At 36.7% G+C, this 26978-nt stretch carries 19 protein-coding genes and 9 pseudogenes; 6 read left to right on the top strand and 22 right to left on the bottom strand.

Annotated features, from left to right (window positions below):
- Window positions 1-64 precede the first annotated feature (64 nt).
- Entirely contained in the window at window positions 65-652 is a 588-nt protein-coding gene (locus ACEWFJ_RS11020; protein ID WP_473692146.1) for a hypothetical protein, read from the top strand.
- On the opposite strand, the gene ACEWFJ_RS11015 is transcribed toward ACEWFJ_RS11020, so the two are convergent.
- Window positions 553-1359 carry an ABC transporter permease subunit gene (locus ACEWFJ_RS11015; protein ID WP_473692144.1) on the bottom strand — a complete coding sequence of 269 codons (807 nt, stop codon included), beginning with the start codon at window positions 1357-1359 and terminating at the stop codon, window positions 553-555. The genes ACEWFJ_RS11020 and ACEWFJ_RS11015 overlap by 100 nt on opposite strands.
- The gene (locus tag ACEWFJ_RS11010; RefSeq protein ID WP_473692142.1) at window positions 1356-2246 is read right to left on the bottom strand and encodes an ABC transporter ATP-binding protein; all 891 of its coding nucleotides are present in this window, start codon (window positions 2244-2246) and stop codon (window positions 1356-1358) included. Before ACEWFJ_RS11010 ends, ACEWFJ_RS11015 begins: the two co-directional genes overlap by 4 nt.
- A 161-nt stretch (window positions 2247-2407) precedes the next feature.
- Here ACEWFJ_RS11010 and ACEWFJ_RS11005 point away from each other — a divergent pair, with 161 nt between their 5' ends.
- Window positions 2408-2998 (top strand): TetR/AcrR family transcriptional regulator, encoded by a 591-nt coding sequence (locus ACEWFJ_RS11005; protein WP_253629952.1) that lies wholly within the window; start codon window positions 2408-2410, stop codon window positions 2996-2998.
- 29 nt (window positions 2999-3027) lie between these two features.
- On the opposite strand, the pseudogene ACEWFJ_RS11000 reads toward ACEWFJ_RS11005, so the two are convergent.
- From ACEWFJ_RS11000 to ACEWFJ_RS10935, 14 genes and pseudogenes are all read right to left on the bottom strand, one after another.
- Window positions 3028-4165: pseudogene (locus tag ACEWFJ_RS11000) on the bottom strand (branched-chain amino acid ABC transporter substrate-binding protein).
- Between the two features lie 194 nt (window positions 4166-4359).
- Window positions 4360-5388, bottom strand: coding sequence for an oxidoreductase (locus ACEWFJ_RS10995; RefSeq protein WP_473692140.1), 1029 nt, complete (start codon window positions 5386-5388; stop codon window positions 4360-4362).
- A 160-nt stretch (window positions 5389-5548) separates the two neighbouring features.
- Window positions 5549-6250, bottom strand: a complete 702-nt coding sequence (locus ACEWFJ_RS10990) for an ABC transporter ATP-binding protein (RefSeq protein ID WP_253629955.1) — start codon at window positions 6248-6250, stop codon at window positions 5549-5551.
- Between the two features lie 99 nt (window positions 6251-6349).
- Window positions 6350-7124 (bottom strand): annotated as a pseudogene (locus ACEWFJ_RS10985) (ABC transporter ATP-binding protein).
- 10 nt (window positions 7125-7134) lie between these two features.
- Window positions 7135-8417: pseudogene (locus ACEWFJ_RS10980) on the bottom strand (branched-chain amino acid ABC transporter permease).
- Between the two features lie 9 nt (window positions 8418-8426).
- Window positions 8427-9411 (bottom strand): annotated as a pseudogene (locus tag ACEWFJ_RS10975) (branched-chain amino acid ABC transporter permease).
- Window positions 9412-9479: 68 nt separating this feature from the next.
- Window positions 9480-10686: pseudogene (locus ACEWFJ_RS10970) on the bottom strand (branched-chain amino acid ABC transporter substrate-binding protein).
- A 142-nt stretch (window positions 10687-10828) separates the two neighbouring features.
- Window positions 10829-13251 (bottom strand): annotated as a pseudogene (parC, locus tag ACEWFJ_RS10965) (DNA topoisomerase IV subunit A).
- 1 nt (window position 13252) lies between these two features.
- Complete coding sequence (parE, locus tag ACEWFJ_RS10960; RefSeq protein WP_473692138.1) at window positions 13253-15217, bottom strand: DNA topoisomerase IV subunit B; 1965 nt, start codon at window positions 15215-15217, stop codon at window positions 13253-13255.
- Between the two features lie 504 nt (window positions 15218-15721).
- Window positions 15722-16135 carry a CoA-binding protein gene (locus ACEWFJ_RS10955; RefSeq protein ID WP_154711121.1) on the bottom strand — a complete coding sequence of 138 codons (414 nt, stop codon included), beginning with the start codon at window positions 16133-16135 and terminating at the stop codon, window positions 15722-15724.
- Between the two features lie 72 nt (window positions 16136-16207).
- Window positions 16208-17415 (bottom strand): annotated as a pseudogene (locus ACEWFJ_RS10950) (S1C family serine protease).
- Window positions 17416-17587: 172 nt separating this feature from the next.
- The gene (locus ACEWFJ_RS10945; RefSeq protein WP_429710077.1) at window positions 17588-18265 is read right to left on the bottom strand and encodes a response regulator transcription factor; all 678 of its coding nucleotides are present in this window, start codon (window positions 18263-18265) and stop codon (window positions 17588-17590) included.
- Window positions 18266-18280: 15 nt separating this feature from the next.
- Window positions 18281-18733 carry an anaerobic ribonucleoside-triphosphate reductase activating protein gene (gene nrdG, locus ACEWFJ_RS10940; RefSeq protein WP_473692136.1) on the bottom strand — a complete coding sequence of 151 codons (453 nt, stop codon included), beginning with the start codon at window positions 18731-18733 and terminating at the stop codon, window positions 18281-18283.
- Window positions 18730-20586 carry an anaerobic ribonucleoside triphosphate reductase gene (locus ACEWFJ_RS10935; protein ID WP_473692444.1) on the bottom strand — a complete coding sequence of 619 codons (1857 nt, stop codon included), beginning with the start codon at window positions 20584-20586 and terminating at the stop codon, window positions 18730-18732. The genes nrdG and ACEWFJ_RS10935 overlap by 4 nt, the downstream gene beginning before the upstream one ends.
- A 476-nt stretch (window positions 20587-21062) precedes the next feature.
- Between ACEWFJ_RS10935 and plsY the strand changes: the two genes are divergently transcribed.
- Both plsY and ACEWFJ_RS10925 read left to right on the top strand, forming a co-directional pair.
- Window positions 21063-21665: a glycerol-3-phosphate 1-O-acyltransferase PlsY gene (gene plsY / locus ACEWFJ_RS10930; protein ID WP_429710080.1), complete on the top strand. Its 603-nt coding sequence runs from the start codon at window positions 21063-21065 to the stop codon at window positions 21663-21665.
- A gap of 108 nt (window positions 21666-21773) precedes the next feature.
- Window positions 21774-22064, top strand: a complete 291-nt coding sequence (locus ACEWFJ_RS10925; RefSeq protein WP_473692134.1) for a HesB/YadR/YfhF family protein — start codon at window positions 21774-21776, stop codon at window positions 22062-22064.
- A 26-nt stretch (window positions 22065-22090) separates the two neighbouring features.
- Here ACEWFJ_RS10925 and ACEWFJ_RS10920 read toward each other — a convergent pair whose 3' ends face one another.
- Window positions 22091-22510 carry an acyl-CoA thioesterase gene (locus tag ACEWFJ_RS10920; protein WP_377883241.1) on the bottom strand — a complete coding sequence of 140 codons (420 nt, stop codon included), beginning with the start codon at window positions 22508-22510 and terminating at the stop codon, window positions 22091-22093.
- Between the two features lie 109 nt (window positions 22511-22619).
- Here ACEWFJ_RS10920 and ACEWFJ_RS10915 point away from each other — a divergent pair.
- A pseudogene (locus ACEWFJ_RS10915) lies at window positions 22620-23907 on the top strand (glycoside hydrolase family 18 protein).
- Window positions 23908-23924: 17 nt separating this feature from the next.
- On the opposite strand, the gene tlp reads toward ACEWFJ_RS10915, so the two are convergent.
- From tlp to ACEWFJ_RS10890, 5 genes and pseudogenes are all read right to left on the bottom strand, one after another.
- The gene (gene tlp, locus ACEWFJ_RS10910; protein WP_473692132.1) at window positions 23925-24152 is read right to left on the bottom strand and encodes a small acid-soluble spore protein Tlp; all 228 of its coding nucleotides are present in this window, start codon (window positions 24150-24152) and stop codon (window positions 23925-23927) included.
- Between the two features lie 104 nt (window positions 24153-24256).
- Window positions 24257-24391: an acid-soluble spore protein N gene (locus tag ACEWFJ_RS10905; protein WP_473692130.1), complete on the bottom strand. Its 135-nt coding sequence runs from the start codon at window positions 24389-24391 to the stop codon at window positions 24257-24259.
- A 42-nt stretch (window positions 24392-24433) separates the two neighbouring features.
- Window positions 24434-24577 carry an FbpB family small basic protein gene (locus ACEWFJ_RS10900; protein ID WP_098309921.1) on the bottom strand — a complete coding sequence of 48 codons (144 nt, stop codon included), beginning with the start codon at window positions 24575-24577 and terminating at the stop codon, window positions 24434-24436.
- Between the two features lie 141 nt (window positions 24578-24718).
- Window positions 24719-25608 (bottom strand): annotated as a pseudogene (locus ACEWFJ_RS10895) (3'-5' exonuclease).
- Window positions 25609-25744: 136 nt separating this feature from the next.
- The gene (locus tag ACEWFJ_RS10890) at window positions 25745-26320 is read right to left on the bottom strand and encodes a redoxin domain-containing protein (RefSeq protein ID WP_473692128.1); all 576 of its coding nucleotides are present in this window, start codon (window positions 26318-26320) and stop codon (window positions 25745-25747) included.
- Between the two features lie 275 nt (window positions 26321-26595).
- Between ACEWFJ_RS10890 and ACEWFJ_RS10885 the strand changes: the two genes are divergently transcribed.
- A complete protein-coding gene (locus tag ACEWFJ_RS10885; protein ID WP_098309923.1) occupies window positions 26596-26934 on the top strand; it encodes a hypothetical protein in 339 nt (112 codons plus the stop codon).
- The last annotated feature ends 44 nt before the right edge of the window (window positions 26935-26978 follow it).

Here is a 26978-nt window from a genome sequence, read left to right as displayed (position 1 = left end):
TGGCGAATGTATGTTCTTTTCGACTGTTTTGTAGTATCATAAAAGAAAGAAGGAGGTGAAAATCATGACGAAAGAAAAAGAATATGCAACCTATCAAATTTGGATCAAGAAAGGTCACAAATTGCACGCCTACTTCATGGAAATGTGTCAAAACGCCAAAAATCTCTACAATACAACAAACTTCTATATTCGCCAAGTGTATACGGCCTTACGTACTGATCAATCGTTACATCCTCTTCAACAAGAAGGCCTCCATACATTACAAGCACATATTGAAATCATGAATGAAAATCAACTTCATGCATACCAAAAACGTGTGCAAAAGCAGAAAGAAAAACCTGTTAAAGAACAAAAAGAAATGAAATGTAACTTGTTTACATTACCGACAAAAGAGAAATCATTTCTATCCTATAACTTTCTAGTTTGCCGATGGAATAGAGGGGTTGTGCCATCAGGCAGCTGTGTCAACTCCACTCGTGTTAAGCATCTCTTGAAGGTGATACACGAGAAACCCCCACTTCAAAATCCGAAGGAGATAAGTGGCGGGGGTTTTCATAAAGGCAAATCTCTTCTCTTAAAAACAATAACAGAAATTATAAAAATAATAATAGCTGCTATAAGTAAACCAATACTTGTCGGCCATATATTATAGGTTCCATCAACAATTTCCTGCGGGCGATACAAGCTAAATATAGATAGATTTCTCATCCACTCCAATTTCTCGCTCAATTTCCCTACCATATCTAATCCATAAAAAATGACCGTTATACTTGTAGAAACACTTAACGCTTTCTTTTCATCATCAAACAAACAAGAAAAGAAAAATGAATATGCACAAATAACAAGAAATACAAGCCCACCGAGAAAATTGAGTTTAAAAAATAATACTTTATCAAGAGATACTTTTTCAATTAACCATTCTGCCCCGACTAAACCGCCAAGATAAGTAGCTATAACGATCGTAAATAACCCTATGATTAAGACAGATGCTTGTGTCAAAATTACCTTAGTACGCGAAACAGATGTAGATAATAAATAGGCCATTGATCCTCTATCAACTAGATGGGCAACTAGTTGTGTCGATGCTAAAATACTATATACCATCAATAATAAAACAAAGATCAAACCATAATATTCTCCAGCTAAAAAATCATTCAATTGTTCAATCCCTTTTTCAAATCCTACTGCTTTTAATACCCCTTGAGGCATAGCTTTCAGTATTTCATCTAATCCCTTTGCAGATGAGATCGATGGAAAGATCCAAATTAGTAGCCATAAATAAAGAACGGAGCCAATAGCATAGTTCAAAATCATTTTGGCATTTGCTTTTAAACTAGCAACAAATAACGCTTTACTCATAACCGATTTTCTCCTTCCTCATCATAGTAATGCATAAAGATATTTTCTAAATCCATTGTTCTCATCTGAAAACCAATTACATCATGTTGTGCTAAAGTTTGAAGAAGTTCATTATAGTTTCCCTGTACAATAATCGAAGCTGTATTCCCTTGCACACTATCAATTTGTAGTGCTGTTTTCTTTAATGCTTGCAATTGTTCTTGTGAAGATACTGTCACATCAAGAACTTGCCGTTGTTTTGCTCTCAAGTCATGAATATTTTCTACTGTAAGTAACTTTCCGTCTTTAATAATCCCTACACGATCGCATGTCCGTTCAATTTCCGTAAAAATATGAGACGACATAAAAATTGTTTTTCCTCTTTGTTTTTCTTCTAATATAAGATCAACAAATAACTGCTGCATAAGCGGATCTAAACCTGAAGTTGGTTCATCTAAAATGAGCACTTCTGGATCGTGCATAAAGGCTGCTACAATCCCTACTTTTTGCTTCATTCCTTTAGACATTTTTCGAATGGGTGTTTTCACATCAAACTGAAAGCGCTCAATTAATTCATCACGTCGGCCATTACTTTTCATACCACGCATTCCTTGCATAAGTTGCAAAAATCCCAATCCATTCATTCCTTCTATAAAAGAAATCTCTCCTGGTAAATATCCAACCCTTTTTTGAATATCAGCCGCATCCTTCCAGCAATCCAATCCAAACATCGTCGCTGTTCCAGAAGTAGGTTGTATAAATCCCATTAAATTACGAATTGTTGTTGATTTTCCTGCTCCGTTTGGTCCTAAATAACCAAATACTTCCCCTTCTTTTACTTGAAATGAAACATCGAATAAGCCTTTTCCGTTTGAAAATTGTTTCGTGACGTTTTGAACAATTAACATAAGATCACCTCTTTTTGAAATATTTTATATACCATATTTCAAAATTATTATACTCCTCTGTTATAAGAGAATCAACATTTTTTGAAATTTTATAAAGCCTATATTTCAAAAATATTGTTTCCTTTCTTATCATCTTGTATATTTAAGTGGAGGTGATTCATATGAACGGTTTTGAAAAGGTGAAAGAGAAGAAAAAGCAGGCTATTAAAGCCGCTGCACTAGAACTGTTTTCTAAATTCGGATTTAAAGATGTAAAAATAGAAGATATTGCAAAACAAGCAAGCGTTTCACAAGTTACAATATATAATCATTTCGGAAGTAAAGATGCTTTATTTCGCGAACTCATTCAAGAGTTTACCATTCAAGAGGTTCATTATTATGAAGAACTGTTAACGAGCGACTTATCTTTTCAAGAAAAAATACATCGTATTATGACTCGAAAATTACAAAGTGTGAACCGTTTACATCCTGAAATGATTGAACAAGCAATGCAAACAGATGAAGAATTGCGTAATTTTCTATTTACATATCAAAAAGATAAAGCGCTTCCCCTTTTTCTTCACTTTATAGAAGAAGCACAACAGAAAAAAGAAATTAACCCCAATCTTTCAAAAGATATGATTTTGTTATATATCAATACGTTTTCTAAAATGAGTGATCAATTCGTTGCACACTTAGTTGGTGAACATCGTGAACAACAAACAAAAGAAATCCTCACAATGTTTTTCTATGGACTTTCTAATCCAAACTAAAAAAACCCGGCCTCTGCCGGGTTTTTTCATTATTTACTTACTTCTCCGTCTTGTCTTCCTGGATATTTCGCACCCTCATACTTATAAATATAAACTTTAGCAAATTTGTTATCACCTTTATCATCGAAAGCTACTTTCGTAACAACGCCATCATATTCTTTTATAGCACGAACTGCATCGCGTACTTGTTCACGCGTTGGATACTTACCGTCATTTTTCTTAATGGCATCTTTAATTCCTTGTAAAATAACACCAGCTGAATCATATCCATATGCAGAGTATGCCTCCACATCTTTTTTGAACTTCTCTTTATATTCTGTCACAAATGCTTTCCCTTTCTCTGTTACTGTTGGTGCTGTCGCTACTGTTGTATAATACGTATCTTTTAATCCATCTTTTGCAACCTCTGCCATTGTTGGAGAGTCGATACCGTCACCACCCATAATTGGTGCTGTAACCCCTTTTTCACGTGCTTGTTTTACTAAAACGGAGCCTTCTGAATACATACCACCAAAATAAACAAGATCTGGCTTTTTCGCGACAACTTGGTTTAACACACCACTAAAATCTTTCTCACCAACTGTAATCCCTTCATAACCGACAATTTTTGCTCCTAGCTTTTCTGCTTCTTTTTAAATGCATCAGCTAACCCTGTACCGTAAGCTGTTTTATCTTGAATTACAAAAATATTTTTTGCCTTTACTGTTTCAAGAGCATATTTCGCTGCCGCCGGACCTTGGAAATCATCTCTTGCAACAAGGCGTGCAACAGTCTTTAATCCACGTTCTGTTAATTCAACTGCCGTACTCGATGGCGATACCATAACAAGATTTGCTTTCTCATATGTTTCAGAAGCGGCAATAGATACACCTGACATTAAATGTCCTACAACGCCCAATACTTCTTTATCAGCTGCGACAGACTGAGCATTAGCAACCCCTTTTTCGGGTCACCTTGATCATCTTGCGGAACAAATTGCAATTCAAAACCTAGTTTTTTAAACTCTTCTTTTTGTTTATCTACTGCAAGCTGCGTTCCAAGCTTAATGGCTTCTCCAAAAGCAGCTGATCCACCAGAAAGAGGGGATTCAGAAGCAATTTTAATTACTTTACTTTCCTTTGTTTCAGTTTTAGTAGAAGCTGAATTCGCATTACATCCCGCCATCATTCCCGCTAATAAAACACCTGATAACAAAAGCGATATCTTTTTCTTCACAGTACTCCCCCTAAATTTATAATATTTCTAATATTTAAAATATTAATCTATACATAAAGGTTGTACAATAAAAATCGTTAGCGTTTTCTCGTAAAATTCCGACATGATTTGCTAACATACAAAAAGAGTCAGCGCATGCACTGACTCTACCATTTCACTATCATTCCTTGCTGACTACTTTGTAAACAAGCTGTAATAACACGAATCACATTTAGGGCTTCCTCAGCAGTAACAGGTGGCATTCCTTGTTTCATTATCGCATCTCGGACACCTTTATAATAGTTCTCATAACACCCTATTTCTGTTGGAACACGAATTTCTTGTTCCTCTGTGGAAAGAATAGCATACATATGCATAGCATCTTCTCCATAGCCTACATCACCAGGTTTCTTACCAGTCTTTAATTGCTCCTCTTGGGAATCCATTCCATATTTAACAATCGAGCCTTTTTTACCGTGAATGCTAAAATGAGGACCTGCATATTTAACGTGACTACTGCTATGAAGAATAACACGCATTTCTTCATAATGAAGAATAATATGAAAATAATCATCTATTTGCGACCCTGGGCGCTGATTGATAACATCTGCATAAACTGCTTCCGGCATACCAAATAAATGTAACGCTTGATCAATAAGATGTGAGCCTAAATCAAATAACATCCCTGATCCTGGTAATTTATGTTCACGCCAACGATCACGAACATGCGGACGAAATCTATCAAAATGAGCTTCATACGTATAAACTTTACCAATTTTATCATCTTGTAATAGTTTTTGAATCGTTCTGAAATCGTTATCCAAGCGGCGGTTATGATATACACTTAACACAACACCATACTGCTTCGCTAGCGCTATTAACTCTTCCCCTTCTTCAACAGTAACAACAAAAGGCTTTTCAACAACAACATGTTTACCGTGAAGAATTGCCTTTTTTACATATTCAAAGTGCGTTGTATTAGGAGATGTAATAATGATAAGATCTATGCTCTCTTGCATAACAAGCTCATCGATTGTTGTCACAACTTCTACATGTGGAAATGATGCTTTTACTTTCTCTTCTTGTGAAGAAACAACCGCACGAATTTCGTAGTCTTCAATTGTTTGTAGCAATGGAATATGGAAGGTTGTACTAGAAAAGCCGTAACCTACAATACCAACACCTATTTTGTTCATAAAACCCCTCCCAATTATGTATGGAATATGATGAACTTTTATTATATCAACTTATCTTTTTTCTACATAATATTTTGCTTTTTTATAAATTACGCTTTAGTAATAACGGTAACATAGATTAACATGACAAAGAGCCACCCTACTTAGGGTAGCCCTCATATTATGCTAAATACGCTTCTTTCACAAATTCATTATGCATCAATGATTTTCCTTCTCCTACCATTTTAATTTCCCCTGTCTGAATCACATATCCACGATGTGCAATTTGCAACGCTTGATACGCATTTTGTTCAACAAGTAGAATCGTCATTCCTTCTTTATTAAGCTCTGAAATAATTTCAAAGATTTGCTCAACAATAATTGGCGCTAGTCCCATTGAAGGTTCATCTAACATAAGTATGTGAGGCTGGCTCATGAGCGCACGTCCAATTGCAAGCATTTGCTGTTCACCACCACTCATCGTACCGCCCTTTTGTTCTAGCCGTTCTTTTAACTTTGGAAAATAGTGAAAGGTACGCTCCATCCGTTCCTTCACTATTCTTTTATCCTTTACTGAAAATGCTCCCATCTCTAGGTTCTCTTTTACTGTTAGACGTGAAAAAATACGTCTCCCCTCTGGTACATGAGCGATTCCAGATAAAGCTGTTACGTGCGGGGATTGTTTCGTAATTTGTTTCCCCTCAAATGAAATTTCTCCTGACTTCGGTATAACAAGACCACTAATCGTCTTTAATGTCGTTGATTTTCCAGCTCCGTTGCATCCAATAAGCGTTACAATTTCGCCTTTTCCTACAGAAATATTAATTCCTTTTAACGCGTGAATGCCACCATAATACGCATTAATATTTGTAAGCTCTAGCAAAATACTTCCCTCCTTTTTATTTTTTCAAGCGATTTTGGCTTTGTCCCGCATTAACGGGCAGTAAGGCCCCCACTGATGAAAGTTTCACTTTATCCCGCATTACTTCTCTAACACTGCGCTTTTCCCTAAATACGCTTCAATAACTTTTGGATTGTTACGAATATCTTCCGGTCTTCCTTCTGCAATTTTTTCACCATGATCTAGCACAATGATATGCTCAGATATCTCCATGACAAGTTTCATATCGTGTTCAATTAATACAATTGTTACGTCCAGCTCTTCACGCATACGATAAATAAGTGCTGTTAACTCCTTCGTTTCCTTTGGATTCATCCCAGCTGCTGGCTCATCCAATAATAAGACTTGCGGTTTTGCCGCGAGCGCCCTAGCAATTTCAAGGCGCCTCTGTGCCCCGTACGATAAATTTTGCGCTTCTTCATTTAACAAATGAGCTAACCCAACATATTCTAAAAGCTCATACGCTTTTTGCTGCGCTTGTTCTTCTTCTCTCTTTACTCCTGGAAAATGCAACAAAATTCCCAAAAGATTACTTTTCAAATGATTGTGAAGTCCTACCATCACATTTTCAAGTACCGTCATATTGTTAAAAAGACGAATATTTTGAAACGTACGAGCAATACCATGCTTTGAAATATCATGCGGCTTCAAACCAGTTATCTTTTTTCACCAAGTAGAATGTCCCCTTCATCGGGCTTATACACGCCTGTTACCATATTAAAGAACGTCGTTTTCCCTGCTCCATTCGGTCCAATTACAGCTGTAATCGATCCTTTTTTACTTTCATATCAACACTTTTCACTGCAACAAGCCCGTCAAACCGTTTTGTAATATTTCGAACTGTTAAAATCGTCATATTCTCACCCCTAGGCTCCAAATACGTTCTCTTTTTGTGTTTGCGATTCGATTTGTTCTATCCTACCTTTTTTCAGCTGCTCTTCATTAAATTTTCGATTTTTTGCAGGTATGAGTCCTTGCGGGCGATACAAAGCAAATAAGATTAAAATCCCCCAAAGATGAAGCGCTGCATCTTTGCTGGAGAAAGTGCATCTGGGATCGCAATCGTTCCACTTAAGTTCAATTGATTTAGCCAGTTTGTTACTTCAGTAAGTACTTGTAAATTTAAAATCGTCATAACTGCTGCGCCTAAAATAACTCCTGGTACACTCCCCATACCACCAAGTAATACCATAACAAGAATCGTAATCGACTCTAGTAACGTAAAACTTGTTGGATCGACGAAAGTTTGTTTTGCTGCAAAGACAACACCCATCATTCCAGAAAATGACGCACCAATTGCAAACGCTAGCAGCTTTGTTTTCACAAGCGGAATTCCCATCGCTTGAGCGGCAATTTCATTTTCACGAACTGCCTTCCAAGAACGGCCTATTTTCGAAAACTCTAGTCGTTTTACAATAAAAATCACGAGTAGTAAAATACCGAGCACAATATAATACACTTGACTCGATTGCAAAAATGTAAACCCAAATAAAGAAGGTGGCTTTACAGAAGATAAACCCATTGCACCGTTTGTAATATTGATTGGTTTATCTAAATTATTAAAAATAATACGAATAATCTCTCCAAATCCAAGTGTCACGATCGCTAAATAATCGCCTTTCACACGTAAAACCGGGATACCAAGTAAAACTCCAAATACTGCTGCAATAAAACCGCCTAGTAAAATAAAAATCCAAAAGCTTTCTCCTGACAATGGATATTGACCAAATGGCATAAAGTTATTTGCTTGAGCTGTTGCAAAAATACCGTATGTGTAAGCTCCTATTGCAAAAAAAGCGACAAATCCTAAATCTAGCAATCCCGCAAAGCCGACAACAATATTTAATCCTAGCGCCATTGCTATATAAATCCCAACTAATGTCGCCACTTCCATATAAGACTGATAGGCTGGCCCGCCGCTTGCTGTGAATGGAAGCAATATGACTAATACAAATAACCCTATCAACCATTTCCATTTACCGTTCAAATTTGTGTAATACAATAATAAAAGAGACAATAATAATAGTAAAAATGCCGTTACTGACTTTTGTGCAAAATATAAACTTGCAGCCGTTATACCAATATAAAGGACTAATAATATAAGTTGCAGCTTCGTATTTTTCCTTATCATTTCTAACCATTTTGTCATTATGATCACCTACACTTTCTCGGCAACTGCTTTGCCGAAAATGCCTTCTGGTTTAAAAATTAAAACGAGAATTAAAATTCCAAAGGCAAATACATCCTTATATTCAGCTCCCAATATTCCAGAAGATAAAATGGATAAATTTGTAGCCGCGAACATTTCTAGAAGTCCAAGCAATATACCGCCAACCATTGCACCTCGAATATTACCAATTCCACCTAAAACAGCTGCTGTAAAAGCTTTTAACCCTAAAATAAAGCCAATGTACGGATCTATTGTTCCATATTGCACAGCAAACAGTACACCTGTTGCTCCGCCAAGTGCGGAACCAATAAAAAACGTAAGGAAATCACTTTATTCACATTTACTGACATTAATGAAGCAGTATCACGATCTTGCGCAACAGCACGCATCGCCATTCCCCACTTTGTTTTATTGACGAAAAAGTCTAAAGAGAGCATCATAATAACCGCAAGAACGAGTAAAATAAGTGAAGATGTTTTAAGTTGAGCGTTATTAAAAGAAGACATAATTGCCGAAGTCTGTACTGTAATTTGATCATTGAATAAGGTAGGACCTGTTATGATGTAATTTCCTTTTTTAATTCAGCAATAAAACGAACGATATCTTGCAGCAGAAAAGAAACACCAATTGCTGTGATTAACGTAATAAGTTTCGGTGCTTTTCGAAGTGGTCGATACGCAACCCTCTCAATCCCCATCCCAAGAAAACCTGTTATAAGAGATGTTGCAACTAAAACAAGTAACAATGCTAGCAGAGCTGGCATAACCGTCATCCAACCAAATCCCATAAAAACAAGAAAAATTGTTGTGCCAATAAAAGCACCTGTCATAAAAATTTCTCCATGAGCAAAATTGATAAGTTCTAATATCCCATATACCATCGTATATCCTAACGCAATAACTGCGTACACTGCACCAAGTGTTAATCCGTCAATTAGCACTTGAGGAAGTGTATGCATTATTTCTCCAAACATAGAAATTCCTCCCCTTTTATTTTTCTCTAAAAAAGGTACGGAACATAAGCACCCGTACCCATATCACCTTACTTTTTCTCTACTTCTCCTTCTTGTCTTCCTGGATATTTTTGCTCTGCAAATTTGTAAATATATACTTTTGCAAATTTATTATCACCCTTGCTATCAAACCCTATGTTTGTTACCGCTCCTTCAAAATTATTTGTTTTCCGAACAGTATCGCGTACTTGTTCTCGAGTTGGCATTTTGTTGTTATTTGCTTTAATCGCATCTTTCACTCCTTGCAGGAGTACACCCGCAACATCATACCCATAAGCCGAATATCCTTCTACCTCTTTATTAAATTTGCTCTTATAATCATCCGCAAATTTCTTTCCTTTTTCCGTTGTTTTCGGGTCAGCAGCGATAGAAGTGTAATACGTGTTCTCAATAGAGTTACCTGCAATTTCTACCATCGTTGCTGAATCCATACCATCACCGCCCATAAACGGGATTGTAAGGCCTTTTTCACGTGCTTGCTTCACTAACAGTCCACCTTCTGCATATAGACCACCAAAGTAAATTAAATCAGGTTTTTTCGCGAGTACTTTATTTAACACACCGTTAAAATCTTTTTCTCCGACCGTAATAGATTCATAACCTGCAATTGTTCCACCTAATTTTTCAACTTCTGTTTTAAATGCTTTAGCTAAACCTGTTCCATAAGCTGTTTTATCATCAATAATAAAAACGTTTTTTGCCTTCAGTGTTTTCAACGCAAACTCTGCCCCGGCAGGGCCTTGAAAATCATCTCTTGTACATATACGATTTACTACTTTCAAATTACGATCCGTTACTTCAATAGCAGTATTTGTAGGTGATACCATAACAACATTGTTTTTCTCATACACTTCAGAAGATGGAATTGCAACTCCTGAATTCATATGTCCAACGACACCAAGTATTTCTTTATCCGCACCAATAATCTGTGCGTTCGCAACACCTTTTTCGGATCAGCTTGATCATCATATGGCACAAATTTTAGTTCATATCCTAATTTTTTAAACTCTTCTTTTTGTTCTTCTATTTTCAGTTGTGCACCAAGTTTAATTGCTTCCCTTGCGTTGCAGAACCACCAGAGAGCGGTGATTGAGTCGCAATTTTTATGACCTTTCCACCTCCACCTCCCGTACTTGCTGTATCAGCATTACCATTTGTTTTATCACTGCATCCTGCTAATAAGCCAAACACACACACTGCAGAAAGAACAAAAGCAAAATTTTTCTTTTTTATCACCCATGTACCCCCATTCTGATTTTTTCTAAATATTTTAAATATTTAGTTAAATAATAATGGAAGTGTTTTATTTGTACAACTACTATTCTTCAGACAAATTTAGACAAAAACGCCCGACTCATATAATGAGTCGGGCGTTTTCTTACTTTTCTTTTTTCTGCGGCCACGTTTCTACAACAAGACCGACATCACTTACGTCTATTAATAAACTTCCGTTACTGTAACGATCCTTATTACGAAGTGTATTCGGATCAATTTCTTCTATTATCTGCTTTTCTGTTCGCATACAAACAACTTCATCTGCTCGAACAACTTCTACACCGACGATACGGTATGGATTCTTTTTCAATTCTTTAAAGATAACGAGTCCTCGTTTTGCTCTCGTCGATTTTTCAATTTCTGTTGCTTTTAATCGTTTTACTGCGCCTCGTTGCGTAATGAGAACAAGCTGATCTTTCTCAGAGTTTATAGGAAGACCGCATACAACATAGTCATCTTCCTTCACATTCATTCCTTTTACACCAGCTGCCCGCACGCCGACTGGACTCACTTCTTCTTCATTGAAAACAAGTGCATATGCACCGTGTGTTGCAAGAAGAATATCTTGCGTTCCATCTGTAACAAAAATATCAACGACTTCATCATCTTTCTTTAAATTAACCGCGACAAATGCACGTGAATAGCGTTGCACCTTATATTGATTCAGTTCTGTCTTCTTAATCATTCCATTTTTCGTAATAAACGTAATAAATCGCTTCTCTTCGTCAAAATTCGGAACAACAGTTGCAAAGACGAGCGTTTCATCTCGGTCAAGCGAAACAATATTTGCAACGTGCTGACCTAGATCTTTCCAACGAATATCTGGCATTTCGTATACCGGAAGATAAATATAGTTTCCTTTACTTGTAAATAAAAGAATTGTCGCGGTTGTATTTGTATCGAAGCGTTCGAGTAAGATGTCGCCCTCTTTCATACCGAAGTCTTTTCCGTTCGATGCATTATGCGAGCGCCAACCAGTTCGCTTTACATATCCTTCTTTCGTTACAGTAACGATGACATCTTCATGTGGAATCATCACTTCCACATCAATTTTAATTTCTTCAATCTCTTCTTCAATTACAGCACGACGATTATCACTATACGTTTTCTTTACTCTCTTTAAGTCCGATTTAATCACTTGAAGAAGTCTTTTTTCACTTTGTAAAATCGCTTGTAATTCTGTAATTTTCGTTTGTAGCTCTTCGGCCTCTTTTTCTAATGCTGTAATATCTGTATTTGTTAAACGGTACAATTGCAGTGATACAATTGCTTCTGATTGTGCTTCTGTAAAAGAGAATCTTGCACTTAAATTATTTTTCGCATCACGTTTATCTTTAGAAGCACGAATTGTTTCAATGACTTTATCTAAGATTGATAAAGCTTTCATCAAACCTTCCACGATATGCTGACGATTTTCCGCTTTTCGTAATTCATATTGCGAACGACGTGTTACAACTTCTTTTTGATGCCCAATATATGCATCTAAAATCTTTGGTAATGTCATTAATGTAGGGCGGCGATTATGAATTGCTACCATATTGAAGTTATATGGTATTTGCAAATCTGTATTTTTATATAAATAATTTAAAATACCTTCTCCATTTGCATCTTTTTTCAATTCGACAACAATACGAAGACCTGTACGATCCGTTTCATCACGAACTTCAGCAATTCCATCTAGCTTCTTATCTAAACGTAGCTCATCCATTTTCTTTACAAGATTTGCTTTGTTTACTTCGTAAGGAATTTCTGTAATTACGATTTGCTGCTTCCCACCACGAATCGTCTCAACTTCCGCTTTTCCGCGGATGATAATTTTTCCTTTTCCTGTTTCATACGCCTTCTTAATCCCATCAAGCCCTTGGATAATCCCCCTGTCGGGAAGTCTGGCCCTTTAATCAGCGTTAATAAATCGTCTACAGTACTGTTTGGTTTATCAATTCGCAGCATTGTTGCATCGATAACTTCTCCAAGATGATGTGGTGGAATTTCTGTTGCATAACCAGCTGAAATTCCCGTAGATCCGTTCACTAAAAGATTTGGAAACATAGCTGGTAATACAACTGGCTCTTCACTTGTATCATCAAAGTTTGAAACAAATTCCACTGTTTCTTTATCAATATCACGTAATAACTCAGAAGCAATTGGTGATAAACGAGCCTCTGTATAACGCATCGCCGCTGCCGGATCACCATCGACACTACCATTATTCCCATGCATTTCAACTAATACATTTCGTACTTTCCAATCTTGACTTAAACGTACCATCGCTTCATACACGGACGAATCACCATGCGGATGATAGTTACCAATTACGTTACCAACTGTTTTGGCAGACTTACGAAACGGCTTATCATTTATATTTCCTTCTACATACATAGAATATAAAATACGACGTTGTACTGGTTTTAAACCGTCGCGTGCATCTGGAAGCGCACGGTCTTGAATAATATATTTACTATAACGTGCAAAGCGGTCACCAAGCACATCTTCAAGCGGGAGGTCATGAAACTTCTCTGCTTGCATGTTATTCCACCTCCGTTGCTATAATCATTTCATTTTCTAAAATATTTCCTTCTTCTTGCATACCAAATTGAACATTGCGCTCAATCCATTTACGGCGCGGTTCTACTTTATCCCCCATCAATGTAGCAACCCGACGATCTGCTCGTGAAGCATCATCAATTTTAACGCGAATTAACGTGCGCGTCTCTGGATTCATCGTTGTTTCCCATAATTGATCCGCATTCATTTCACCAAGACCTTTATAACGCTGTAGAATATAACCTTTTCCGACCTTTTTCGTGACACCATCAAGCTCTTCATCAGACCAAGCGTATTCAATGACTTCACTTTTCCCCTTTCCTTTACTCACTTTATATAAAGGAGGAAGTGCAATAAATACTTTACCTGCCTCAATTAGCGGCTTCATATAACGATAGAAGAATGTCAATAGCAGTACTTGAATATGCGCACCATCTGTATCGGCATCCGTCATAATAACAATTTTGTCATAATTGATATCTTCAACCGAGAATTCCGCTCCAACACCGCCGCCAATCGCATAAATAATCGTGTTAATTTCTTCATTTTTAAAAATGTCAGCAAGCTTTGCCTTTTCTGTATTAATAACTTTACCACGCAGTGGAAGAACAGCCTGGAAGCGACGATCACGGCCTTGCTTTGCAGAACCGCCTGCAGAATCACCCTCTACTAAATATAGCTCGTTCTTTTGTGGATTACGTGATTGTGCTGGTGTCAGCTTTCCGCTCAATGTTCCTTCTGAACGTTTTTTCTTTTTGCCGCTGCGCGCTTCTTCACGCGCCTTTCGCGCTGCCTCGCGAGCTTGCGCTGCTTTAATTGCTTTTTTCACAAGAAGCGTTGCCACATCCGGATTTTCCTCTAAAAAATACGCTAAATGCTCTGACACAACAGCATCAACAGCTGAACGCCCTTCACTTGTTCCAAGCTTTCCTTTCGTTTGCCCTTCAAATTGAAGCAACTCTTCTGGAACACGAATGGAAACAATTGCAGCTAATCCTTCACGAATATCCGTTCCTTCTAAATTTTTATCTTTCTCTTTTAACAAAGAAACTTTACGTGCATATTCGTTAAATACGCGTGTCATCGCTGTTTTAAATCCAGCTTCGTGCGTACCGCCATCTTTCGTACGTACATTATTCACAAAGGAAAGAATGTTCTCAGAATACCCATCATTAAATTGAAAAGCTAATTCTGCTTCAATTCCGTTTTGCTCTCCAGTAAAATATACAACTGGGTGTAAAGAGTCTTTCTCTTCATTTAAATATGAAACAAACGCTTCAATCCCCGTTTCATAATGAAAAACATCTTCCAAATCGTTACGTTTATCCTGAAGTACAATTTTCATACCTTTTAATAAAAATGCTGATTCACGTAATCTCTCGCATAACGTTTCATAATTATAGTTCGTTGTACTAAAAATTGTTCGATCTGGTTTAAAATGAATTGTTGTCCCTGTATCTTTCGCTTTTCCAATTTTCTCAAGCGTTGTAACTGGAACACCGCCATTTTCAAAGCGTTGTTCATATACGTAACCATCTCGTTTAATTGTAACAATAAGCCATTCAGACAGTGCGTTTACAACTGAGGCACCAACACCGTGCAAACCACCGCTCGTTTTATAACCGCCTTGTCCAAATTTACCGCCAGCATGAAGTACAGTTAAAATGACTTCTGGTGTCGGTTTTCCAAGCTTATGCATTCCTGTCGGCATACCGCGCCCTTTATCTACTACACTTATACTGTTATCTTTATGTATTACGACTTTAATTTCATCGCCAAATCCCGCTAACGCTTCATCAACGGAGTTATCTACGATCTCATATACTAAATGATGCAATCCGCGGCTATCCGTACTCCCGATATACATACCCGGGCGTTTCCGAACGGCTTCAAGACCCTCTAGCACTTGAATTGCATTTTCATCATATTGAAACTGACGCTTAGCCAAACTCCTTGCCCCTTTCCTACCAAAAAATCAGAACATATGTTTTCTATTATAGAATAACGCCTTTTACTCACTTTTGGCAAGTTACGTTATTTCTTTTATATACTATTTTCATAAGAAAAATCCTTGCTTGTCACAAGGATTCCTCTACGCTACTATTTCAGAAAAGTAATCGTTTGTCAACGAAACATGGATATGTATTCCAAAAACAACTACATACTCCACCATTTTATAATCAACAAAATGATAATAATCCAAAATGGAGTGACAAGCAACAATCCCCAAAAACAACCTTTAAAAAACTTCACGATGAACACCTCGTCCATCTGCTCCTCCCTAATGAATAGGAGCCCAATAAACTTCACAAATACGATCTATCCCGCTATTCTTGAGCAGTATCCCCCGAAGCGAGGAAGATAGGCGGGGAATAACTCCCCGTAAAAGCCCGATTGGTGAGAGCTTTCCATCATTGGGAAGCGAACCGCCCCCAATGATGGAAGTTTCACTTTACCTTGTCATTGCATGTTCAACTTTAATGCAACGATCCATAATGACAGTATAGCCTTTTTCTTTCAAAAAATGATACGTTTCTTCGTCTTGTATACCTAATTGTGCCCAAAATATATCCGCTTCAATCTCAGCAAACTCTTTGGCAACATCCATTAAAAACTCAGAACGACGGAATACATTGACGATATCAACATGCTCTTTTATTTCAGCCAATGATTTTACCGCTTTTTCTCCTAATACTTCACTAACCTTTGGATTAACAGGAATAATACGGTACCCTGCATCTTGCATCGCTTTTGACACCATGTAAGAAGTACGATCTGGATTATCAGATAATCCGACAACTGCAATAGTCTTACTATTCTTTAAAATCTCTCCAATTTCCGCACGAGTTGGATTTTCAATTGTCATATGTAATCCCTCCTGTTAATTTAGTATAGCCGATAAAGAAAGTCTCTTTCAACATGAAAGAGACTTTCTTTATTAATTCGTTCCACTTTTATCAGCTAATGTTACTGTTTTCTTGATTTTCTCACCATTTCGATATGCTGTCACTTCTATTTTATCGCCAACTTTTTCTTCTCGTATAAATATTTACGGAATTCAACTGCATTATCTATTTTTTGGTCATCCAAGCCAACAACAACATCATATTGCTGCAATCCTGCTTTTTCTGCCGGTGATGCTGGATCAACTTGTCTTAACAGAACTCCATTTGTTACATCTTTTGGTAATTTAAATTGTAATAATGCATAACTTGGGATTTCATCAAGACTCATTACTTGAACACCCATAACAGGTCGTTTTACCTCACCATATTTTTCAAGAGAGTCAAGTACTGGTTTTGCTACATTAATTGGAATCGCAAAGCCAATTCCTTCTACTTCTTGCTGTGCAATTTTACTAGAGTTAATACCGATTACTTCACCGTTTTGATTGAATAGGGCACCACCGCTATTCCCTGGGTTAATCGCAGCATCCGTTTGAATAACTTGTGCTTGCCAATCAGCACGGTTGTCCCCGTTAATATCAACTGGGATTTCACGATTTTTGCTACTGATAATACCTTCTGTTACACTTCCATCGAAGCCAAGCGGATTACCAATTGCAATCGCAGGTTCTCCCGCACGAAGTTTATCTGAATCTCCAAGAGTTGCAACTTTATTAATATTCTTTCCATCAATCTCAACGACAGCTAAATCTAACCATGGATCTTTTCCTACTAGCCTTGCGTCAACCTTCGTTCCATCACTTAACTTCACTTCTAATTTATTTGCACCCTCTACAACGTGGTTATTCGTTACAATAAGTGCTTTATCTCCAACTTTTTTATAAATAACACCTGATCCTGAACCTGCTTCAGCTTCTTGTCCGCCTGCTTGAGGCGAAAATGGATCTACATTTTTTTGGAAATTAATTACACCTACAACTACATCTTTTGCTCCTTCAACCATACCTGCAAGGTCTGTTTCACCCTTTGCTTTATTAGAAACAGGAACTGCTGTTCCCTCTACTTTTGATTGTGAAACCACGCTGTTATTTATCCAAGGCATATACGGTACTGCAAAACTAATCGTAACTGCACCAATAACAGCACCGACAACTCCTGTAAAAAAGTATCCTTTTTTGCTGCGTGATTTTACTGTTTCTGTATAGGCTTCATTCATCTCTTTTTGATCATAGTATCCCATATTTACTTATCCCCTCTCTGCTTAAATCGTATTTTTAGTATAATCACGGTTTGTGTTCTTTCTGTGAACTTATCGTGAAATCCAAACAAAAAAATACTATTTTATTTCATAATTGTCAAGTACAGAAAAATTGTACATATAATTATAAAGATGTATAAATAGGCACAAACATTTACTCTTCAAACTTGTATCCTACACGAATAACTGTACCAATATGTGTTGCTTTATCCCCTAATTTATTACGAAGTTTTTTAATATGAGTGTCTACTGTACGATCATCTCCGAAGTAATCATATCCCCAAAGTTGATCTAATAAATGTTGACGAGATAATACAATCCCTTTATTCTCCATTAAATAAACAAGCAGCTCAAATTCTTTATGCGTTAACGTAATCTCTTCATCGTCTACCATTACAGTACGCGACAAACGATTCACATCGATACCAGCAAGGGAAAGTATATTCTCTTCAGCTTGACCTAACGCACCGTCCGCACGTTTTAATAATGTTTTGGCACGTGCAACTAAAATTTTTGGACTAAACGGTTTTGTTACATATTCGTCTGCTCCTAATTCAAATCCAAGTAAAGTATCATCCTCATCAGAACGAGCTGTTAACATAATGATCGGTACTGCTGATTCTTTTCTTACACGTCTACATACAGACCAGCCGTCAATTTCTGGTAGCATAATATCTAATATAATTAAATCCACTGTATGCTCAGCAAAACGTTCTAATGCTTGCTTTCCATCTTCAGCTTCAATCACTTCAAAGCCCTCATTACGAAAATAATCACTAACAATTTCTCGCAATCTTCTTTCATCTTCAACAAGTAAAACTGTTTTATTCAATTCTATCCCGTCCTTTTACTCCTTCAATCGAATAATACGTTGATTTGAACTTCCGCGAAACGGTAGTGTAAGATCTCGTTTCTCTAGCTCAAACCTTCCATCTACTAATACATCTGCATACTGCAGCAATTCTATCATATCATTATTTCGTGAATTTTGTATCTCCTCTAATGTATAACCTGTATAAATCCATAAATTTTTTTTCATTTTTTTCACCGCTTTTGCTATTACTTTTACTTCAGCAGCTTGAAAAAATGGATCTCCACCTGAAAATGTTACATCCGTAAGAGGATTTTTTTCAATCTCTTTTATTATTTCCTCTTTTGTAACCTCAGTTCCATTATTAATATTCCAAGACTGTGGATTATGGCAGCCAAAACAACGATGCGGACAGCCCGCAAAAAATACGACTGTCCGCAATCCTTCCCCATCTACAACACTATCATGAATGATATTCATTACTCTCATTTATGTTTCACCCGATCCGCTTCTTCACTACGCTTCGCACTGTTCCACTTTGACATATCCCCTACAAGGTATCCTGTAATACGGCGAATCCTTTCCAAATCACGTTCATTTTCATTCCCACAGCTTGGACATTCATTCCCAATTATCCCGTGATAACCGCAACATTTACAGCGATCGACTGGGTGATTAATAGATCCATATCCTACGCCATACTGCGCCATCGCCTTCACAATTTGCTGTAATGCTTTTTGATTATGAACAACCGCTCCGTCCAATTCAATATACGTAATATGACCACCATTACAAAGCGCGTGAAACGGTCCTTCTAAACGAATTTTATCAATGGCTTGAATAGGATAATAAACAGGAATATGAAATGAATTTGTATAATAGTTATGATCTGTTACACCTGTAATTGTTCCAAATTCAGCTCGATCTTTCTTAATAAATTTCCCTGATAATCCTTCTGCAGGAGTTGCAATTAATGAAAAATTCAACTGATGTTCTTCCGTTGCTTGATCCATCTTCTTTCTCATACATTCAATAATTTCATATCCGAGCTTCCATGATTTTTCGTCTTCCCCATGATGTTTTCCCGTTAAAGCAACTAAACATTCTGCAAGGCCAATAAAACCAATACTTAATGTACCTTGCTTTAAAATTTCAGCAACAGAATCCTCAGGCTGAAGTTTTTCACCACCACGCCATACTCCTTGTGAATATAAGAATTGGAAATTTCTTGCCTTTTTCGTCGATTGATAAGAGAATCTTTCCAATAATTGACGAATGCCAAGGTCAACATAGTAATTTAAAGCTTCAAAAAATGCTTCTTTTGATCCACTCATACACGCTAATTTCACTAAGTTAATAGATGTAAACGATAAATTCCCTCTTCCAATCGCTGTTTCTTCCCCATGAATATTGGACATAACACGAGTACGGCATCCCATATAACACACTTCACTTTCGGGACGACCATCATAATGCATAGCATTAAATGGGGCATCTAAAAATGAAAAGTTGGGAAACAGTCGTTTTGCTGTCGTTTCTAATGCTAGTTCAAATAAATCATAGTTCGGATCTTTTTCTTCAAAATTCACACCTTTTTTTAATTTAAATATTTGGATAGGAAAAATGGGTGTTTCTCCTTTTCCTAATCCAGCTTGCGTCGCTCGTAACAATTGCTTAATTAATAATCTTCCTTCTTTTGATGTATCCGTTCCGTAATTAATTGAAATAAATGGAACTTGTCCACCGCCCCTGCTATGCATGCTATTCGAATTATGAATAAATGCTTCACATGCTTGATACGTATCATTTTCTGTTTCTTTCCACGCAAACTCTTCTACTTGCTTAACTGTTAATGGATATGTAGCTAAACGTTTTTTATTTCTTTCAAACGTTCTTCTCACATACGGTGCTAAATCTATATCAAACAGCGCAAATGATTGACCACCATGCTGCATATTTTGATTCGCTTGAAAAATAATAGAAGAAAGTGCCAACGCACTTTTAATATCTTGCGGCTGTCGCATATATCCGTGTCCTGTATGAAACCCATTTTCAAGCATTTGAGCTAATGGGATTTGCGAACAAGTTGTCGTACCTGTTGCATAAAAATCTAAATCATGCGGATATAAAATATTTTGATTAATTGCTTTTTTCACTTCTTCAGAAAGTAATTGTTCGACCGCATAATACTTTGCACTCTCAGATGCAAATTTCCCCATCACTCCCATCGGAGACCGACCGTCAACATTCGCATTTTCTTGCATTAAATCTTGTTCATTTGCATAAACGATTTTCGTAAAAATGTCCTTTAGATTCTCTTCATATTCATTGTTCTTTTCCATTACTTGCTTCATTTCTTAACCCCCAACAACATCTTGTTAATCCACTATCAAAATGATACTACATATAGTAAGGGCGGGTATGTGAAAAATGTAACATTCTGTGAAAATTTTTTAAACATTCATCGAACCTTTTATTTATCCCTCAACTTATGAATAAATAAGAGCTTCATTAGTGAATGTTTTCTATCAGTGAGAAATGAGAAACCCACCATTAATAGAAATTTCACTTTATCCCGCATTAACGGGCAGTAATACCCCCACCTCAAGATTGAGAGAAGCGAAGAAGATAGGTGGGAGATAACTGCCCATAAAAGCCCGATTGGTGAGAGCTTTCCATCAGTGGGGATGAAGCCCTCCCACTGATGGAAGTTTCACTTTATAAAAAAGAAATGTGCTCTTTACAAATGTATGGTACAATATACGGGAAAACTCTTTTTACCCTTTATCAACACATTTGAATAAAGGAGACTGAACTTATGCTTACATATCTTTTATTGATCGTTGCCTATTTACTTGGCTCGATTCCATCTGGACTTGTCGTTGGAAAGATTGGTTATGGAATCGATATTCGCGAGCATGGCAGCGGAAATTTAGGAGGAACGAATACATTTCGTACGTTAGGGAAAAAAGCGGGTTTCATTGTTACAATTGCTGATATTCTAAAAGGAACATTAGCTACAGCTCTACCGATAATTTTCGGTTTACATATCCATCCTCTATGGTTCGGATTAGCTGCAGTACTTGGTCATGTATACCCAATCTTCGCAAAGTTCCGCGGTGGAAAAGCAGTTGCTACTTCTGCTGGCGTACTATTATGCTACGCGCCAATTACCTTTGTGGTACTAGCTGTTATCTTTTTCACCCTACTATTTACGACGAGATACGTTTCACTTTCTTCTATGTTAACAGCTGTCGTCGCTGTTATTGCAGCAATTATAAACGGGAATAAAATCTTCATTGTTGCGATGTGTTTATTAGCTGGTATGGTTATTTATCGACATCGTGCAAATATTGGACGAATTATAAATAAAACAGAACCAAAAGCAAATTTAACAAAGAAACAACAAAAACAAAAGTAAGATTGTAACCCACATAACGCAAAAAGAAAACGCAAAGCATATAAATGGCGTCTTTTTGCGTTATTTTTTATACTAAAAGAAAAAGTAATTATGTTGGAGGAACACTAGATGAACATTTCAGTATCAAAAGAAGCAGTAAGCTGGTACAAAAACGAACTTGGTTTACAAACAGGCGATGCCCTTCGCTTTTTCGTACAATATGGTGGATGTAGCACTGTTCAAAAAGGTCTTTCATTAGGAATTCGTAAAGATGAGCCAGCTACTCCTGCTGTACAAATTCAAGAAGATGGTATTACTTTCTTTATTGAAGGCGATGATGAATGGTTCTTTGACGGACATGATTTATCTGTTACATTCAGTAATGATGATGATTTCCCGCAATTTAATTACGAAAAATAAAAAAACGTGGCCTAAGCCACGTTTTTTCATTGTTTTTTAATCTTCTCGTATGTCTCATACCACTCTGGGTACAATTTTTTAAACGATACCGGACGAAAGCCTTCTTTTTTTGCACAAATATTCGTTGTAGATGCTGTAATACAACGTTCGCCGTTTCCATTATAAATTTCATAGCCGTACACAACGCGTAGTGGACTCACAGACTCCACCCACGTTTTCACAATTGCTTTTTCTCCATAGCGCATTGCTTTTCGATATGTAATTTGCAAATCAAGCACAGGAGATACAATCCCATCATTCTCCATTTCAACATATGAAAACCCTAAATCTTGAATTAATTTCGTACGTCCAAGTTCTAGCCATACTAAATAATTTGCATGGTACACGACACCCATTTGATCTGTCTCTGCATAACGGATGTCAATTTCGTGTTCTGCTACAAACATAGTTTTGTCTCCTTCTCGCTTGCATTTCTTTCTACACCTTTAATCATAATACAGAGAAACTGAAAATAAAATAGAAGCGGCGGATCTTTTTCCTTAAAGGAGTGAGCATATGCTACAAATTATAACTGTACAAAGCGGTGATAATGTATATAAATTAGCACAGAAGTACGGAACCACACCAGAAACAATTGTAAAAGATAATGGATTAAATCCAGCTCAAACACTCGTCATCGGGCAAGCATTGATCGTGAATACGGAAGGAAATACTTATTATGTACAGCCTGGCGATAGCTTATATAAAATTGCCTTAACTTACAATGTACCTCTCGCCAGCTTAGCAAAAGTGAATCATTTATCATTAAAATCCGCACTCCAAGTCGGACAGCAGCTATATGTACCAAAAGGGACAAAAAAATTATTGAATCTATTGCCTACTTACAGCCATCTACAATTCCGATTAAAGAAAGCTTAGTTACTTCCACCAAAGCTATCAATCCATATTTAACCTACTTGGCCTACTTTAGCTTTGAGGCAAAGCGTGACGGAACACTGAAAGAACCTACACAAGTATCTGAAATCGTCACAATTGCAAAACAAGGGCAAACGATTCCGATGCTCGTTATTACAAATCTTGAAAATGGAAGTTTCAGCTCTGAATTAGCAAGCATTTTTTTACGCAATGAGACAATTCAAAATACGCTCATTACAAATATTTTACAAACAGCACAAAAATATGGAATGCGTGACATTCATTTTGATTTTGAGAACCTTGCACCAGGAGACCGCGAAGTATATAATCAATTTTTACGCAAAGTAAAAACACGTCTACCAAAAGGATATACGCTCAGTACAACTCTCCCCCAAAAACAAGTTCAACTCAAAAAGGTGCAGCTGCAGCTCAGGACTATAAGGCACAAGGTGAAATTGTTGATTTCGTTATCATTATGACATACGACTGGGGATGGCAAGGTGGACCACCCCTCGCAGTTTCTCCAATTGGTCCTGTAAAACAAGTCATTCAATACGCAAAATCGCAAATGCCACCACGTAAAATTATGATGGGACAAAACTTATACGGATTTGATTGGATTCTTCCATTCAAAGAAGGAAATCCTCCTGCAAAAGCAGTTAGCTCTGTTGCTGCTGTTGCGCTTGCCCGGAAATATAATGTCCCAATTCAATACGATTTCACTTCCCAAGCTCCGCATTTCAATTATTACGATGAAAACGGAGTGAAGCATGAAGTATGGTTTGAAGATGCTAGGTCTGTTCAAAGTAAGTTTAATTTAATAAAAGAACAAGGAATTCGCGGTATCAGTTATTGGAAAATCGGCTTACCTTTCCCGCAAAATTGGCGACTCCTTTCAGAAAACTTTTCCATTACAAAAAAAGGCTGACAATTGTCAGCCTTTTCTTACTTATTACGATATGCAGCTTCCTCTTTAATTTCTTTTCGCATTCCTTCAATACTTTCCATGCGGCGCTCATTTTTCGCTTCGATTGCTGCGCGGTCTTTCTCATTAGAAAACTCTGCAGCTTCCCTTGCTTCGTTCATATTTTCAATTGTGTTATATACCGCCTCTTGTAATTTCTCAACGTTATCACTACGATCATCTGGATTTGCTTTGTTTTGTTCTGGCATGCTGTCTTCCTCCTTTATTGAAAATACATACAACATTAGTTTGTAAAAAATGTCTTTAATTATGTATACAAAAAAGAAGGAGAATGCTTCCATTCTCCCTCTCTTTAACCGTTATCAACAATCGGTTGTTTCCCTGATTTGTCTTGCATTTGTTTTCCTTTATTACTGCCAGCTGCTCTCGATTGTGTTCCAAGCTGGTTTGGAGCAAAATCTTGTGGATGTTTCTTTGGATTACCCATAATATCGCCTCCTTACAACTAGTATCATACTAGCTGTAAGAATTATTCAGCCTGCTTGAAAATACGCGTTTCAAATCGCTTCTCTAATTTTTCTTCAATCCGTTCAATTGCATCACGATCATTAAGTAGCTGCCGCTTATTTTCCATCACAAGTTCTTCAAACGTTCTCCGTCGATTTCTTCTCATACTGTTCACCCTTTCTCTTTCGTATTACTAGTATGAACAGTTAAAAAACTCCCTAATCAGATTTATGAGAAAATTTTATTTTTTAGCATAGTTAATCCATTTAACTACAATACAAACTTCCGCAAGTGTGGAAGTTTCACTTTATGAGTACTGCATAGTTTGCACTCCCTCCTCATACGCGGCAAGAATGAGGACTTCAAAAGCAATCAAATCCTCAGGCTGATCAATCATGATTCTTGTAACACCCCATTCACTTTTCGTAGCAGTTTCACATGTAACAGTCGGATACACAGCTACTATCTCCTCTTGTCCTTTATTCGTTAATACGTATTTTTTCTTCCCTTTAGCTTAATTCTTACAAATGAATAAAGTGCTTTGATATCCAGATAATTGCCGACACAAACATGACGAATAACTGTTGTATCTTTGTTATGCTTTTCCAATATTTCTTTTACGATCTCATAGGCTCTTTCTTCTTCCTTTGTTAGACTTTGAGAAGTCACCTTCTTCCCTTTTCCGTTCTTCTCTTCTACACATTTTTGATATACGGCTGCACAAGTGAAACAATCATCTAATGCATTGTGAGAGCGTACTTGAATATGTAAAAATCGTTTCAGTGTTTCTAATTTATGGTTTGGTACATGTTTTATATATCGTTTTGCTAAACTAAGTGTATCCAGCACTATATTTTTTGGTGTACCGAGTCCTAATCGTTCCATATTACTCTTTAAAAACCTCATATCAAAAGAAGCATTATGAGCAATGATCGTATCTTCTCCAATAAATGCAATAAATTCCGGTAATACTATATCAATTGTCGGAGCACTTGCAACATCAAAATTCTGAATACCTGTCAACATTGTAATGCGGCTCGGAATCATCTTTTCTGGATTCACATACGAAACAAATTGATCGGTACATATATGATTTCGATACCGAATCGCAGCCATTTGAATAATATTATCTTGATAAGGATTAAATCCTGTTGTTTCAAAATCGATTACAACATAATCTCCTGTGAAATTTCTCATAACTTTCTCCTCAACTTTTTATTTATATCAAAAGAATCTATACCTATACTTCATTATAACTCAACATAATTATAAAAAAATTTTTCCCTATCAAAAGAAAATAGGAATAGAGTGTACTCCATTCCTATCCAGCCCTTCATTTTAGTTTCGCGACTCTTTTCTCCATTTCCTTCACTGTCATCGGTCCGATAAATTTATCCTGGATAACTCCTTTTGTATCAATAAAATATGATGTTGGAATTGTAATGACTTTATAAGTAGTCGTTACTTTTATATCTGTATCAAGAAGAATTGGAAAAGTAAGCCCTTTCTCTTCGGCAAATTTCCGGACCTTCTCTTTTCCTTCAGCCCCTTCTGACACTGTATAATTCACAGCTAATACTTCTACATCTTTCTGATACTTATTATAAAATGCTTGTATATCTGGCATTTCTTGCTGACATGGGCCACACCACGTTGCCCAAAAATTCAAAATAACCTTCTTACCTTTTAAATCAGAAAGTTTCACCTTTGTACCATCAAGCTTGGACAATTCAAAATCAGGCGCTATTTTTCCAATTTCAATACCATTTTGTGCAATTGCTTCTTTTACATCCTCTGTACTTTGCTTTTGATTATCTGTTACTTGTACTTTCTCTTTTCCAAACTGCTCATAAATTGCATAACCAGCTAAACATAATAACACAACAACAATCGATATTTTTCGCCACATATGCACCATTCCTTATATTTTATCTTTGTCTCCATGGTTCTCACTGATGAAAGTTTTACTTTATTTTAGCTTATACGGACAAAGATGGAAATATTCTCTATGGAAAAGAAAGTATATTATACAAAAAAATTAAGATTACAATCCTCACAATAAGAAAAAGCAGATGTTTTCTAGTTCTACTCAATCAAATACCGCACTTCATTACATACGAATACTTATTTCTAAAACAATGTCATACATATTAATAAATCTAGAAAGTATGAGGAGTGAACCATATGGAAGAGCATCCAATTACTAAAGAATTACGAATAATAAGGGTATGTCTCGTTATACTCATCATCGTTACATTATTTTCGGGTGGAGTCAAAGTGATTAAGACTTCTTCAAACCATCAAGACGTTCCACCTACAAATAATGAAGTATATGACAGAAACAATATGATCCAAATTGGAGAGAATACATTCGCTGTTAGAAACACCGATCCTAAAAGCGGCGGTTACAATACGGTTAAAATTTTTACATACAATCCAAAAACAAACAAAATAACCCAAGTAAAAGAGTTCAACTTTGAAAACTCCTTCAAATATGTATATCAATTAAGTCAAAGTGAATAGAAGTATAAAAAAAGAGATCGAGTAAGGATCTCTTTTTTAAAGAC

The organism is Bacillus sp. EA-CB0995, from assembly GCF_055814245.1.
The sequence above is the reverse complement of the archived record's forward strand: the minus strand, read 5'-3'. Positions and strand labels throughout refer to the sequence as shown.

Excerpts from the sequence above, each read along its gene's own strand:
- ACEWFJ_RS11020 (WP_473692146.1), top strand. The coding sequence starts at position 65 with ATGACGAAAGAAAAAGAATATGCAACCTATCAAATTTGGATCAAGAAA.
- ACEWFJ_RS11015 (WP_473692144.1), bottom strand. The coding sequence starts at position 1,359 with ATGAGTAAAGCGTTATTTGTTGCTAGTTTAAAAGCAAATGCCAAAATG.
- ACEWFJ_RS11010 (WP_473692142.1), bottom strand. The coding sequence starts at position 2,246 with ATGTTAATTGTTCAAAACGTCACGAAACAATTTTCAAACGGAAAAGGC.
- ACEWFJ_RS11005 (WP_253629952.1), top strand. The coding sequence starts at position 2,408 with ATGAACGGTTTTGAAAAGGTGAAAGAGAAGAAAAAGCAGGCTATTAAA.
- ACEWFJ_RS10995 (WP_473692140.1), bottom strand. The coding sequence starts at position 5,388 with ATGAACAAAATAGGTGTTGGTATTGTAGGTTACGGCTTTTCTAGTACA.
- ACEWFJ_RS10955 (WP_154711121.1), bottom strand. The coding sequence starts at position 16,135 with ATGACAATTGAAAATCCAACTCGTGCGGAAATTGGAGAGATTTTAAAG.
- nrdG (WP_473692136.1), bottom strand. The coding sequence starts at position 18,733 with ATGAGAGTAATGAATATCATTCATGATAGTGTTGTAGATGGGGAAGGA.
- ACEWFJ_RS10935 (WP_473692444.1), bottom strand. The coding sequence starts at position 20,586 with ATGGAAAAGAACAATGAATATGAAGAGAATCTAAAGGACATTTTTACG.
- plsY (WP_429710080.1), top strand. The coding sequence starts at position 21,063 with ATGCTTACATATCTTTTATTGATCGTTGCCTATTTACTTGGCTCGATT.
- ACEWFJ_RS10925 (WP_473692134.1), top strand. The coding sequence starts at position 21,774 with ATGAACATTTCAGTATCAAAAGAAGCAGTAAGCTGGTACAAAAACGAA.
- ACEWFJ_RS10920 (WP_377883241.1), bottom strand. The coding sequence starts at position 22,510 with ATGTTTGTAGCAGAACACGAAATTGACATCCGTTATGCAGAGACAGAT.
- tlp (WP_473692132.1), bottom strand. The coding sequence starts at position 24,152 with ATGCCAGAACAAAACAAAGCAAATCCAGATGATCGTAGTGATAACGTT.
- ACEWFJ_RS10905 (WP_473692130.1), bottom strand. The coding sequence starts at position 24,391 with ATGGGTAATCCAAAGAAACATCCACAAGATTTTGCTCCAAACCAGCTT.
- ACEWFJ_RS10900 (WP_098309921.1), bottom strand. The coding sequence starts at position 24,577 with ATGAGAAGAAATCGACGGAGAACGTTTGAAGAACTTGTGATGGAAAAT.
- ACEWFJ_RS10890 (WP_473692128.1), bottom strand. The coding sequence starts at position 26,320 with ATGTGGCGAAAAATATCGATTGTTGTTGTGTTATTATGTTTAGCTGGT.
- ACEWFJ_RS10885 (WP_098309923.1), top strand. The coding sequence starts at position 26,596 with ATGGAAGAGCATCCAATTACTAAAGAATTACGAATAATAAGGGTATGT.